12 protein-coding genes are annotated in these 12,812 nt (G+C 37.5%); 4 read left to right on the top strand and 8 right to left on the bottom strand.

Going from position 1 to position 12,812, the window contains the following annotated elements; genetic code table 11:
* Positions 1-351 precede the first annotated feature (351 nt).
* The 3 genes from KQI69_RS02940 to KQI69_RS02930 all read left to right on the top strand — a co-directional run bounded on the left by KQI69_RS02940 (position 352) and on the right by KQI69_RS02930 (position 2,982).
* Positions 352-1,593 carry an ammonium transporter gene (locus KQI69_RS02940; protein WP_216563793.1) on the top strand — a complete coding sequence of 414 codons (1,242 nt, stop codon included), beginning with the start codon at positions 352-354 and terminating at the stop codon, positions 1,591-1,593.
* 183 nt (positions 1,594-1,776) lie between these two features.
* Positions 1,777-2,133, top strand: coding sequence for a P-II family nitrogen regulator (locus tag KQI69_RS02935; RefSeq protein ID WP_216563792.1), 357 nt, complete (start codon positions 1,777-1,779; stop codon positions 2,131-2,133).
* A gap of 138 nt (positions 2,134-2,271) precedes the next feature.
* Positions 2,272-2,982 (top strand): MBL fold metallo-hydrolase, encoded by a 711-nt coding sequence (locus KQI69_RS02930; protein ID WP_216563791.1) that lies wholly within the window; start codon positions 2,272-2,274, stop codon positions 2,980-2,982.
* Positions 2,983-3,083: 101 nt separating this feature from the next.
* Here the strand turns inward: KQI69_RS02930 and KQI69_RS10620 are convergent, their stop codons facing one another.
* Positions 3,084-3,398 carry an MATE family efflux transporter gene (locus tag KQI69_RS10620; RefSeq protein ID WP_371818711.1) on the bottom strand — a complete coding sequence of 105 codons (315 nt, stop codon included), beginning with the start codon at positions 3,396-3,398 and terminating at the stop codon, positions 3,084-3,086.
* A gap of 302 nt (positions 3,399-3,700) precedes the next feature.
* Between KQI69_RS10620 and KQI69_RS02920 the strand changes: the two genes are divergently transcribed.
* Positions 3,701-4,570 carry a LysR family transcriptional regulator gene (locus KQI69_RS02920; protein ID WP_216563790.1) on the top strand — a complete coding sequence of 290 codons (870 nt, stop codon included), beginning with the start codon at positions 3,701-3,703 and terminating at the stop codon, positions 4,568-4,570.
* Between the two features lie 210 nt (positions 4,571-4,780).
* Here the strand turns inward: KQI69_RS02920 and KQI69_RS02915 are convergent, their stop codons facing one another.
* The 7 genes from KQI69_RS02915 to KQI69_RS02885 form a co-directional block, all read right to left on the bottom strand.
* On the bottom strand, positions 4,781-5,404 hold the full coding sequence (locus tag KQI69_RS02915) for an AAA family ATPase (RefSeq protein WP_216563789.1): 624 nt from the start codon (positions 5,402-5,404) through the stop codon (positions 4,781-4,783).
* A 129-nt stretch (positions 5,405-5,533) separates the two neighbouring features.
* Positions 5,534-6,244 (bottom strand): ABC transporter ATP-binding protein, encoded by a 711-nt coding sequence (locus KQI69_RS02910; protein WP_216563788.1) that lies wholly within the window; start codon positions 6,242-6,244, stop codon positions 5,534-5,536.
* Between the two features lie 16 nt (positions 6,245-6,260).
* On the bottom strand, positions 6,261-7,022 hold the full coding sequence (locus KQI69_RS02905; RefSeq protein WP_216563787.1) for an ABC transporter ATP-binding protein: 762 nt from the start codon (positions 7,020-7,022) through the stop codon (positions 6,261-6,263).
* Positions 7,023-7,024: 2 nt separating this feature from the next.
* On the bottom strand, positions 7,025-8,083 hold the full coding sequence (locus tag KQI69_RS02900; protein ID WP_216563786.1) for a branched-chain amino acid ABC transporter permease: 1,059 nt from the start codon (positions 8,081-8,083) through the stop codon (positions 7,025-7,027).
* Positions 8,084-8,233: 150 nt separating this feature from the next.
* The gene (locus KQI69_RS02895) at positions 8,234-9,118 is read right to left on the bottom strand and encodes a branched-chain amino acid ABC transporter permease (RefSeq protein WP_216563785.1); all 885 of its coding nucleotides are present in this window, start codon (positions 9,116-9,118) and stop codon (positions 8,234-8,236) included.
* A 250-nt stretch (positions 9,119-9,368) separates the two neighbouring features.
* Positions 9,369-10,535, bottom strand: coding sequence for an ABC transporter substrate-binding protein (locus KQI69_RS02890; RefSeq protein WP_216563784.1), 1,167 nt, complete (start codon positions 10,533-10,535; stop codon positions 9,369-9,371).
* Between the two features lie 122 nt (positions 10,536-10,657).
* Positions 10,658-12,712: a methyl-accepting chemotaxis protein gene (locus KQI69_RS02885; protein ID WP_216563783.1), complete on the bottom strand. Its 2,055-nt coding sequence runs from the start codon at positions 12,710-12,712 to the stop codon at positions 10,658-10,660.
* Positions 12,713-12,812 lie beyond the last annotated feature (100 nt).

Genomic DNA, 12,812 nt, shown 5'->3' with positions numbered 1-12,812 from the left:
ATGTACCACAGTTTTTTACAAGTCTGACACCAGAAGATATAAAAGAAATAGAGGATGAATTGATGCAGACAGTGTAGTGCAGAGTTAGTTGTTATTAATTATTTGTTGTACTAGTATAATTTTAGGCATATCTGTAAAAAACTGTTGCAATCCACAAACGATTGTGCTATCATCTAAAACATGACGAAGATGTCTAAAGCTTGAAAAAGCTCTAGGCATCTTTTTGTTTTTTAAAAAACTTTTAGCAGTCATTATATTTTGCCGGCAATAATGGCTGCGGTTTTTAGAAACATTGTTGTTTTCTAAAAATTTTATTTTGGGAATTAAAAATATGAAAGAGAGGTAAGTTTTATGAATTCAGGTGATACAGCGTTTATGCTCATATGTACGGCGTTTGTGTTTTTTATGACACCGGGGCTGGCATTTTTTTACGGGGGACTTGTAAGAAGAAAAAATGTATGTAATACAATGATGGCTTGTGTCTCTATTATGGGACTTTCAGTTGTTATGTGGGCGTTGTTTGGTTATTCGCTTGCCTTTGGCGGCAATCATGGGGGAATTATAGGGGATTTAAGATGGATAGGATTAAATAATGTCGGGATGAAACCCGGACCATATGCGGACACGATACCGCATCTTGTGTTCTGTGCGTTTCAGATGATGTTTGCGATGATAACACCTGCACTTATCACAGGTTCACTTGTAGGAAGAATGAAGTTTAAGGCTTTATTTATATTTGTTGCCATATGGTCTGTTATCGTATATTATCCGATGGCTCATATGGTATGGGGCGAGGGCGGATTTCTTGCGGCGATAGGTTCTGTAGATTTCGCGGGAGGCGATGTAGTACATATAAGTTCAGGTGTGAGTGCACTTGTGCTTGCTATTATTCTTGGAAGAAGGCGTGGTTATGAAGTTACGACATATCGTATTCACAATATACCGTTTGTTGTACTTGGAGCATCACTTCTCTGGTTTGGCTGGTTTGGATTTAATGCTGGAAGTTCACTTAAAGCAGATGGTCTTGCAGCTCATGCATTTATGACATCAGCGATTTCAGCCGCTTCAGCACTTGTTTCATGGATGCTTATCGATACTGTTATCAGTAAAAAAACAACACTTGTCGGTGCGTCAACAGGTCTTGTTGTCGGTCTTGTGGCAATCACACCGGGAGCAGGATTTGTACCAATCTGGGCATCATTTATTATCGGTGCACTTGTAAGTCCGATATGTTATTTTGGAGTTTCTCTTATCAAGAAAAAACTCAAGATAGATGATGCACTCGATGCTTTTGGCTGTCATGGTATCGGTGGTATATGGGGAGGAATTGCAACGGGTATATTTACGCAGAAATCAATAAACAGTACTGCAAAATGGGATGGACTTATATTTGGTGATTATCACTTGTTTGTTGCACAGATAGTTGGTATTCTTATAACAGCGGCAGTTGCAATCGTAGGAACTCTGATATGCGTTGCAATCGTGAGATTGTTTACTACGCTTCGTGTAGATAAGCGTGAGGAACAGCTCGGACTTGACATTTCACAGCATGGCGAGAGTGCATATCCAAGTTTCAACGGACTTGACCAGTAGAGTAAGGGGAGAGGGATTTAGTATGAAAACTTTAATTTTCATACACAAGATTTATACAAAAAACAGCGCAAGAATAGAGAATTAGTGTCAAAAATAAAATTTTTCATACACAAGATTTGTGTCTGCGCACACTTGACACAAACTTGATATGCACAAAAAACGTGTGCAGAAATGAGGATTAATATGATGATTAAAATAGATGCTTTTATAAGAGAAGAAAAATTTGAGGATGTAAAAGCGGCATTAAATGCGATAGGTGTAAATGGAATGACTGTTTCACAGGTTATGGGTTGTGGAATACAGAGAGGATATAAAGAGGTTGTAAGAGGTATGCAGGTCGATATGCAGATGCAGCCTAAGATTAAGTTTGAGATTGTTGTTTCATCAGAGGAATGGGAGGAAAAAACTATAAATGCCATTCAGGAAGCCGCGTTTACCGGCGAGACAGGTGATGGAAAGATTTTCAGCTATGAGATAAGAACGGCACAGAAGATAAGGACAAAAGAAACAGGTTACGATGCTATTCAGGCAACGGAATAGTAATCTTTATTTACGGCTGTTTTTTGTGGAAGTGATTGAAATTGTATATATAAGATGCTACAATGCTGTTAGATTTTAACGGGTAAAAAAGTAATTGGTTGTTGTATATAAATGGAAAAACGAAGAGGGCGTTAATTTATGGTAGCGGATATGAATGAAAACAGCATAGAGATCAAAACTGTTCAGGATGCTGGTAACAGCGATAATAACAAACAATTTCCGACATGGAAATGTGTTACGGATTATTTTTCTTACATCACGCCTACTGCCAGACCACTTTCTGCTAATGTGTCCGTGATAGAAAGTGGAAAGTATCTGTGGGTTTATGATGTTGGAAGTCATGAGAATATCCCTGAGATGCTTTCGGAGGTCTCAAAGCAAAAGTCGAAGAAAATTAAGGTTATTTTGTCACATTTTCATCCCGACCATATTGCAAATCTGCAATATATAAAGTGGGAGAGTCTGTATCAGGGAAAAAATACATATAAATATACGCATATCGGAGAGATTGTTGAGAGTGAGATAAATGTGGATGAGCCTGATATAAAACTTAGAATTTTTCCCATGCCATCAAGCCATGCTAAAGGTTCGCTGGCATTTATGGTAAATGATAAATATTGTCTGCTTGGTGATGCATTATATCCGACTCACAAAGGTAATAAAACCGTTTATAATACGGGATTTTTGAAGGAACAGATAGATATATTGAAAAATATCGCAGCTCCTTATGTTCTTATCAGTCACAGAGAACCGTTTGTGCAGAAAAAGCAGGCTGTTATAACATGGCTTGAGAATGTATACTCAATGAGAGAGAAAAATGAGCCTTGGATTGAGCTTAAAGGTCTATAGTTTGAACGCAGATAAGCAAGTAGCGAAGGCAGAGTGCAAATGTCCGCTTTGCACATAAATGAGAATCAGTGCGTTTTAACAGTATATTGGAATATTTGGAATTATTTTTTCAATGGCTTTACAGCAATAAAACTTAGTAATATAAGCAGGATTGTTATAACCCACGAAATAGGAAATGCAATATAAAGTATTTCAAGTGTAAGGTGGATTCTGAAAATCGTAAAAATCCATATAATACGGAGAGCGCAGGTACCGATGATCGTTATTACTGCGGGAAGCAGCGAGCGTCCGGTACCTCTTAAAACTCCGGCAGGTATCTCATAAAGACTGCATATCGGTTCAAAAAATAAAATACACAAAATCCGTATGCACGCATTTTCAATAACTGTTTGCTGGGTTGAAAAAAGCCCGGAAATATTATCACGGAATATAACAACGGTTTCTATTATAAGCAGACTTACATTTTTTATTTTAGTCCATATTTTTTGTCAAATGCTTTTTGATAGACGCCAAAATTTATTTTATTTATGGCGAGGTAGACAGGCTTAATGTAAAAAATGCCTACTTGAAATATTATAAACAACTGAATACAATATAAAAAGCGAATAATAACGATATGTTATATTGAAAAAACGAATGGAATAATACACGGCGGAATACTAAAATATCGTATATTGTTTTGATATTGTTAAGTCTGAACAGTGGGAAAAGAGATATTATGGATAATAATTTATTAAAATATATTGCGTTTGTTAAAACGGTAGAAACAGGAAGTTTCACGAAGGCTGCACATGAGCTGGATTATGCACAGTCATCTATAAGCAAAATGATAGCTGACCTTGAAAGTGAGTGGGGAATAGTGCTTCTTGAGCGTGGCAGAAATGGAGTGTGTCTGACAACTTCGGGAGAGCAGGTACTTCCTTATATAAGAACTATTATAAATGATTTTGAAAAACTGGATGGTTATGTAAACAAACTTAATGGAATTGAAACCGGAACTATAAGAATAGGAACTTTTGCTAGTGTTGCTATCAACTGGCTGCCAAATATATTTGCATGTTTTCAGAGGGATTACCCGGCGATAGATTATGAAATGCTTCTCGGAGATTATGATGAAGTTGAAAAATGGATTGAAGAGGGAAGGGTGGACTGCGGTTTTTTGAGGATGACACCTGAGATTAGATTAGATACTGTTTTCTTAAAAAATGATGAATATAGGGTAGTATTGCCATTAGGACATCGGCTCACCCAAAAAGAAAAAATAGATATTAAGGAACTTGATAATGAGCCGTTTATGTTGTTGGAACATGGAGGAAAAACAGAAGTGTCCGAAATTCTTGAGAGAAATAATGTACATCCAAAAGTCCGTTTTACCACATGGGAAGACTTTGCAATAATGTCAATGGTAGAAAAAGGACTTGGAGTGGCAATCTTACCGGAGATGATATTGCAGGGGGCTCATTATAATATTGAAGTTCGTTCACTTGAAGAACCCTATTACAGAAAAATATGCATAGCCATGAAAGATAAGAAAAGGCTGGCACCGGCAACGGCAAAGTTTATGGAGTATCTGGGATATAGGGAATGACGGACGGTTATATAGGAAGATGATAGTGTTATGAGCAAGTAGCAGAGCAGATTGCAAATATCCGCTTTGGCAAAGAATATTGTATAAATAAAACAGCTATAAACTTTTATCTGTCGTAATAAAAGTTTAGTACATATAATAATGCGTTAATTACTCTTTTATTACGATGTTTTTTTATTTATAGCTGTTTTTCACATTTTTATTTAGCGTTTATTTACCAAAACGAATTTTTGCGTAGGCTTCTATCTCCTCAACACACTTTTCAAAACCAAGTTTTGAGCTGTTAAGGCAGAGGTCATAATATCTTGCATCTGTCCAGTTATGTCCAGTGTGGTAATGATAATAATCGGAACGATATTTATCAGTGCGTTCAATAAATTTTTTAGTTTCTTTTTCACTGAAACTGTTACGTTCCATAGCTCTTGCAAGACAAAAATCATCATCAGCATGGATAAATACGCTGAGTACATCAGGATTATCTTTTAAGATATAGTTTGCACATCGTCCAACGATGATGCATGATTCTTTACCAGCAAGTTCTTTTATCGTTTTAGCCTGATAATTAAAAAGGTTGTCATCAGAAACAAAACCTTTATCTTCCGGAGGAAGAAGTTCGCCTGTGTAAGGGTGGCTTAAAGTCTTGAACCAGCCCACATGACGGAGCTTTTCATCGGACATACCAAAAAGTCTTTCGTTAATACCGCTGTCATCAGAAGCCATCTTTAAAATCTCACGGCTGTAGCAGTTGATACCAAGTTTCTGAGCGAGCATTGCAGCGATAGTCTTGCCGCCGCTGCCGTACTGGCGGGAAACTGTGATAATCATATTTCCCATAGTGATACCTCCTTTATTTTTATATATTTTGATTAAAGATAGAAAGTAGTGGGGTACAGAAGAATAAAAATGGCATTTTCTAATGCTGTTTTAATTTCTTCTAATGATAAGCTCATTGAGCTTATCTATTTATTCACCCAAGTAGGCTTTCTTTATCGAGTCATCTTCAAGCAGATCACTTGCGTTGCCGCTTGTCACAATCTTACCTGTTTCAAGAACATATGCCCTGTCCGCGATAGAGAGAGCTTTTTTGGCATTCTGTTCTACAAGAAGAACAGTAGTACCCGTTTTACTTATAGACTCGATGATATCAAATATTTCGTTTACAAGAATTGGTGAAAGTCCCATTGACGGCTCATCCATAAGGACGATTGATGGTTTGGACATAAGTGCGCGTCCCATGGCGAGCATCTGCTGTTCACCGCCGCTCAATGTTCCTGCCGACTGGTTCTTTCGTTCGGCAAGTCTTGGAAATCTTTCATATATGCTTTCAAGGTCTTTATTTAAGTTTTCCTTGTCTTTTCTTGTGTATGCACCTAATTTAAGGTTTTCATATACGCTTAAGTCTGAAAAAACACGGCGTCCCTCAGGAACATGTGCCATTCCCATTGATACTATCTTATGTGCTGGTATCTTTGTTATGTCTTTTCCCTCAAATATAACGCTTCCCTTTTTGGGAGAGAGAAGTCCGGTGATAGTGTGGAGAGTAGTAGTCTTGCCAGCACCGTTAGCACCTATAAGGGCGATAACCTCACCTTTATTAACTTCAAAAGAGATACCTTTGATAGCCTGTATCATACCATAATATACTTCTAAATCTTTAACTTCAAGCATCGCCATAATTTATACCTCATTTCTACTCACCAAGATATGCCTTGATAACCTGCGGATCATTCAACACATCTGATGTATCACCCTGTGCAAGCACCTCACCGAAGTTAAGTACGGTAAGCTGTTCACAGATTCCACTTACGAGTTTCATATCATGTTCAATAAGAAGAATGGTCATATGGAAATGGTCTCTTACAAATTTTATCATGTCCATAAGTTCTTCTGTTTCGTTTGGATTCATACCGGCGGCAGGCTCATCGAGAAGAATAAGTTTAGGATTTGTAGCAAGTGCACGTGCTATCTCAAGTTTTCTCTGCTGACCGTAAGGAAGGTTCTGAGCCTGAACATTTGCGTCATCTGTAAGTCCGAACACTTCAAGAAGTTCCATTGCAATATCATTCATTTCCTTTTCAACTTTATGATAGCGTGGAAGACGGAGTATGCTGTCAAGTGTTGAATAATGATGATTGTTGTGAAGTCCTGTTTTTACATTGTCAAGTACAGTGAGCTGTGAAAACAGTCTTATATTCTGGAATGTTCTTGCGATTCCTGATTTATTTATCTCGATGGTAGATTTGCCCGTAAGGTCTTTGCCATCTAAGATTATCTTTCCGCTGTCAGGTTTGTAAACACCTGTCAGAAGGTTGAATATAGTTGTTTTTCCGGCACCGTTTGGTCCGATAAGTCCGTAAAGCTGTTCTTTGCCAATGTTGATGCTAAAGTTGTTTACGGCACGGAGACCACCGAAAGAAATACCAAGATTTTGTACATCTAATAAAGTTTCCATTACTATGCAGCCTCCTTTTTATTTTTCCTGAATGAAAGGTGTTTTTCACGCCATTCGATTGCTTTTGGTGCCCAGTTAAAGAGCATCATTACGATAAGTACAATAGCATAAATGAGCATACGGTAATCAGACATTCCACGCAAAAGCTCAGGAAGAAGTGTAAGCACGACAGCGGCTATGATAGAACCTCTGATGTTTCCGATACCACCGAGAACTACGAATACAAGGATGTTTATCGACATGTTGTAACCGAAGTTGTTTGTGTTGGCTGTGAGGTTTGAGAGGTTGTGTGCATAAAGAACACCTGCTGCACCGGCCATTGCTGCTGATATCGTAAATGTCATAAGTTTGTACTTTGTGATATTGATACCGATTGACTCGGCAGCAATTCGGTTGTCTCTTATCGCCATGATAGCACGACCATCTCTTGAATGAATGAGGTTTAATACTATAAATAATGTTATGAGAATAAGTATAAAACCGATAAAGAAAGTCGAGTCATTAGGTGTACCTGTGATTCCCTGAGGTCCGTTGACGATAATCTTTCCATCAGGCTCAAGGTTTAAACTTACGGCATCCTTTGTTGAAAAATGAAACCCTTTAGAGTCTTTTCCTATAAAAAGGACATTTACAAGGTTCTTGATAATCTCACCAAATGCAAGTGTAACTATGGCAAGATAATCGCCGTTAAGTCGCAGAACAGGAATACCGATTATGATTCCGAATATGGCAGCGGCTACTATTCCTATTATAAGTGCGATAAAAAATCTCAGTGTGCTGTTTGTTATAGTGTCCTGTGTCGCTTTTGAGAAGAATGAGCTTGTGAATGCACCAACACACATAAAACCTGCATGACCAAGACTTAATTCTCCAAGTATACCTACTACAAGGTTAAGTGAAATGGCAAGTATTATATAAGTACAGAGAGGAACCATAAGTCCCTGAAAGAGAGAAGATATCTCGCCTGCATTTATAAGAATCTGCATTATAACAAAAGCAGCTATAACTATACCATAAGTAATAATATCATTTAATTTTTGTTTAGATAATTTCTTTGACATAATAATCCTCATTTCCGAGCAAGTTGTTGCGAGGTGGCGGCGCAAATTTCACATTTGCATCTGCCATAAAAACTATTTGCTTTGCTCAAAAACAAATAGTCGTGTGACAAAATGCTGCATTGGCAGTATTTTTCACACTGTATCTGCCGCCTATACTTTTTCCTGAATCTTTTTGCCTAAAAGTCCTGTCGGTTTAACGAGAAGAACTATGATAAGTACGGCAAAAACAATCGCATCTGCCATCTGTGATGAAATGTAGGCTTTGCCAAATATCTCTATGATACCTAAAAGGATACCACCTATAAATGCTCCGGGTATTGAGCCGATACCACCGAATACGGCAGCAACAAAGGCCTTGATACCGGGCATTGCACCTGTGTAAGGTGTAAGACTTGGGTAAGCAGAGCACAGAAGTACGCCTGCGATAGCGGCAAGTCCTGAACCAATCGCAAATGTAAGTGCGATAGTTCCGTTTACATTGATACCCATCAAAAGTGCAGCACCACGGTCTTCTGATACGGCACGCATAGCCTGACCGGGTTTTGTTTTCTGTACAAAAAACATCAAAGCTATCATTATAACAATACAAACTAAGATAGTAATGATAGTTTCTCCGGAAAGATTAAGTTTTCCTCCGGCAAGTGAAAGTCCCTTCCATTTGATAACTGATGGAAAAGTCTGGGCATTTGCTCCAAAAAGTAAAAGTGCGATATTCTGGAGTAAATAGCTGACACCTATTGCAGTAATAAGAACTGCGAGTGAGGAAGATGCATTTCTGAGTGGTTTGTATGCAATTCTCTCAATGACAATACCAAGAACCGTACAGACTATAACTGAAATTATAAGTGCCGGGAAAGCAGGTATTCCTGCATTTGTCATGGAAAGAAGAGATACATAAGCACCTATCATGATTACATCTCCATGTGCAAAGTTAAGCATTTTTGCGATACCATATACCATCGTATAACCTAAAGCAATAATGGCATAAACGCTTCCGAGACTTAATCCGTTAAATAAATACGATATAAAGCTCATGGGTTACCTCCTGTTTTTTTAAAAGTAAAGTCTGTATGAGAAAGTTAAAAGCTCATACAGACTTATATAATATCATATAACAACTCCAAAATCTACAAAATGCACAGTATCTGTAATCTTTTACCTGTAAAAGATTTAGACAGTTAATTATAAGATTTTGTCACTTATCAAGCGGACATTCGCAATCCACTCAGCTACTTGCATTGCTCTACGCAATAGAAGTGAGGGACTTGCTTGATAATGTTAAATTTTATTCAGCTATATTATAAGAACCGTTCTCAACAACTACGACAGTAGGTTCTTTTGTTGGCTCACCATCTGCTGACCACTTAATACTCTTAGCTGTAAGACAACTGAGTTCAATTTCAGTCATTGATTTCTTTAATGCATCTGACATATCAGAAATACTCATATCAGGTGTTATCTTTGCTTTTTCAGCAGCAGCCTTTATTGTGTAGATACAATCGTAAGCATCAGCGGCAAACTGGATAGGTGTGTCTTTAAATGCTTTCTTATATGCTTTTACGAAAGTCTGTGTCTTTTCATCTTTTGAATCAGGTGTGAATGGTGTGAGGAACATAAGTCCTTCTGCAAGTTCTTTGTCAAATCCGTCGAGTGCAAGGATACCGTCCATACCGTCACAGCCAAAGTATTTAGGTGTGAAGTTTGCTTTCTTTGCCTGGGCGAGTATAAGTGATGCCTCCTGATAATATATAGGAAGAAATACCATTTCTGCACCAGCACTCTTAGCCTTCTGAATCTGCACTGAGAAATCTGTCTTGCTGTCAGCAGTAAATGCCTCAGCAGCCACGATTTCAAGTCCTTTTGTCTTTGCCTCAGCAGCAAATTTCTGGTAAATACCTGATGAATAAGGATCAGAGCTGTTGTAGATTACTGCTATCTTTGAAGCAAGTTTGTGGTCTGCAATGTAATCAGCAGAAGCACTACCCTGATTAGGATCAGAGAAACACATACGGAATGCGTTGTCATACTGGATAGATTCTACTGCTGTTGCTGATGGTGTGAGCTGGAACATATTGTCATTGTGTGACTGCTCAACAACTGCTGTACAAGGGTTTGATGTAACTGTTCCGACAAGCATCTGCATACCCCAGTCTTTTAAACTGTTGTAAGCGTTTACTGATTTTTCAGTGTCATTCTGGTCATCCTCAAATTTATAATCAATCTTTTTACCGTTGATACCGCCGGCTGCATTGATCTCATCTACAGCGAGCTGTATGCCATTCTGTACGGCTTTTCCGTAAATAGCTGCATCACCTGTTGTAGGTCCGATGCCACCAATCTTAAAAGTGTCTGATTTTTTACTTCCTTCGTCCTTCTTGCTGCCGCATGCACACATAGAAAATGCCATAGCGGATACAAGTACAAGACTTAATGTCTTTTTCCATAATCTCATAATAATTACCTCCTTTTTCTTTTACTAATGTATGGTAGTTTTTAAGGGGCAATTTGTCAATAGAAAAAAGTACCAAAAGTTGAAGAAAATTAAAGTTATAATTGATAGTTTTTCACCTATACTTATAACGAAAATCTGTTCATTATATCTTTTATAGCCAAAGCATTTTCTTCATTCTTGCTGACAATACCTGCAAGATCTTCTGTAATTTTTCTTGTCTGTTCGACTTTCGTTATAACATCTTCAGTATGTACCGTAAGTCCGTCAGGATTATTTTGTACACTGCTGATCTGCGTCTTGATATCTGAAACAGCTTTGACAAATTCATCAGAGCAGTCGTGCATTTCATGGATGATGTCCTTTATTTCGCTGATTGAATTATTGTACTCATTAGTTGCCTCAAGGAAATCATGAAACTGTGTTTTGATATCTTCTTCCATAAAACTTATAATATTATCAAAACAGTTCTGTACCATATTTATATGTTCCTTTGTTTCGTTACATATGTTCTGTATTGATGTGGCTGTCTGGCGTGAACTTTCGGCAAGATTGCCTATCTCGTTTGCGACAATACTGAATCCACGCCCAGCTTCACCGGCACGTGCGGCTTCGATTGATGCGTTTAAGGCAAGCAGGTTCGTCTGAGTTGTAATATCAAGAATCTGTTTTGCCATATCATCAATTTCTGTAAGAGACTGCAGGTTCACCATAGCTTCCTTAATAGAACGATTATTTTCATCGAGCTTTGTATTGGCTGCTTCAAGAGAAATGCTTGTCGTATTACGCATTTTGATGATTTTATCCATGAGTTTACTGCTTTGTGTATCGCCGATCTGAATCTTGTTTTCTACCTGTGCTACAACATCCGAAATATCATTGATACTGCTGTCAACTTGTTCGACAGTATCATTTATCTGATCGGTATGTCCTGCAAACTGTTCTGTGGCAGCAGCATTGTCATCTACACACTGGATAAGCATTTCGGAGGAGTCTGACATTTTAACAGCTGAGTCGGTAAGTGAGTCTGAACATGAACCGAGTTTTTGTATTATGTCTTCAAATGAATCACTTAAAGAATTGAGTGCTGTACTTATCTGACCGACTTCACTATTGGTATTTATATATTTTTCGAGTTTATCATGCTTTTTGATATTGAGTTCTTTAAGTTCAAGTAAAGCATCTGTTACATATGTAAGTGGTTTTGTATGCATATGGATAAATAACCATGACAAAGAAGAGATCATTATACATGATATGATACAAAATATTGCAAGTGTACGCATTGTTTTATAAACATCAGAATATAAGCTGTTTTCTTTTGCTTTTGCTACAACAGCCCAGTCATGTTCACTGTTATACTGGTAAGATATAACATATGATGTTTTGCCTGAATTTTTGTAGGTGAATGTGTCTGTAGTATTTTTAGTATTATTTTCAATATTTTTGATCACATTTAAAATTCCTTTATCTGTTGCTTCTTTTGTGATAAGTGAGGTATCTTCATCATCAAATATATACATTTTTGATGAAACATTTATCATAGAATACTGAATAGCTTTTTTGTCAGTCTTTTTTGTTTCGTTTAACAAGCTTTCAAGTTTTTCCATAAATGGACCACCGCCTACATAGCCCACAATAGTAGTACCATCTGTATCATATACAGGGCAGTACATTGAAAGGATAAGCTTTTGTGATGCGGGTGACACTATGATTCCGGCATTGTAAAGTCCGTTATTTTTAATCATTGCATTTTGAAGTGCCTTTAATGAATCGCCTTTTCGTGTAGTCATTCCGACAACCTTAGGATTTGAGTGAGTTACTACATGGGTGTTCCATTCGCCAGAGTAGATTCCCTCCCAGTTATCAAGTCCTTCAAAATATTTTTCGGTATATTTTTGGGCCTTTGCCTGCTTGTCTTTATTGTTAAGGTCTTTTAGATAATCAACTATTACAGGGCTTATACTGAACTTTTTCAACAGATCTTCCTGATGTGCGACATATTCGCTTATAAGTGTAGTCTGTGAATTGAGTGAGGTTTTCATGCTGTCCTGTGCACTTTTTTTCATTAATTTTGTCATTCCTGACTGTGTAAAAATATACAGTATTGCTATACAGATAATAGTCAGAACTGTAATTGCACTTGTCAGTGCTGTTTTCATTTTAAGATTTTTGAACATAAAATTCCTCCTTCTGTACATTTATCTTTGTAAATAAAGGTAGTCAAGCGGATATTCGCAATCCGCTTTGCTACTTGCTCATAACACTATCAGCTGCTAT

Origin of the sequence: Eubacterium sp. MSJ-13, from assembly GCF_018918235.1 — a bacterium.
Lineage (GTDB): Bacteria > Bacillota > Clostridia > Lachnospirales > Lachnospiraceae > Butyribacter.
This window is presented reverse-complemented; position numbering and strand designations above follow the sequence as displayed.

Bases quoted from the DNA above. Each gene is read 5' to 3' on its own strand.
- KQI69_RS02905 (WP_216563787.1), bottom strand. From the start codon at position 7,022: ATGGAAACTTTATTAGATGTACAAAATCTTGGTATTTCTTTCGGTGGT.
- KQI69_RS02900 (WP_216563786.1), bottom strand. From the start codon at position 8,083: ATGTCAAAGAAATTATCTAAACAAAAATTAAATGATATTATTACTTAT.
- KQI69_RS02910 (WP_216563788.1), bottom strand. From the start codon at position 6,244: ATGGCGATGCTTGAAGTTAAAGATTTAGAAGTATATTATGGTATGATA.
- KQI69_RS02935 (WP_216563792.1), top strand. From the start codon at position 1,777: ATGATGATTAAAATAGATGCTTTTATAAGAGAAGAAAAATTTGAGGAT.
- KQI69_RS02890 (WP_216563784.1), bottom strand. From the start codon at position 10,535: ATGAGATTATGGAAAAAGACATTAAGTCTTGTACTTGTATCCGCTATG.
- KQI69_RS02915 (WP_216563789.1), bottom strand. From the start codon at position 5,404: ATGGGAAATATGATTATCACAGTTTCCCGCCAGTACGGCAGCGGCGGC.
- KQI69_RS02940 (WP_216563793.1), top strand. From the start codon at position 352: ATGAATTCAGGTGATACAGCGTTTATGCTCATATGTACGGCGTTTGTG.
- KQI69_RS02885 (WP_216563783.1), bottom strand. From the start codon at position 12,712: ATGTTCAAAAATCTTAAAATGAAAACAGCACTGACAAGTGCAATTACA.
- KQI69_RS02930 (WP_216563791.1), top strand. From the start codon at position 2,272: ATGGTAGCGGATATGAATGAAAACAGCATAGAGATCAAAACTGTTCAG.
- KQI69_RS02920 (WP_216563790.1), top strand. From the start codon at position 3,701: ATGGATAATAATTTATTAAAATATATTGCGTTTGTTAAAACGGTAGAA.
- KQI69_RS02895 (WP_216563785.1), bottom strand. From the start codon at position 9,118: ATGAGCTTTATATCGTATTTATTTAACGGATTAAGTCTCGGAAGCGTT.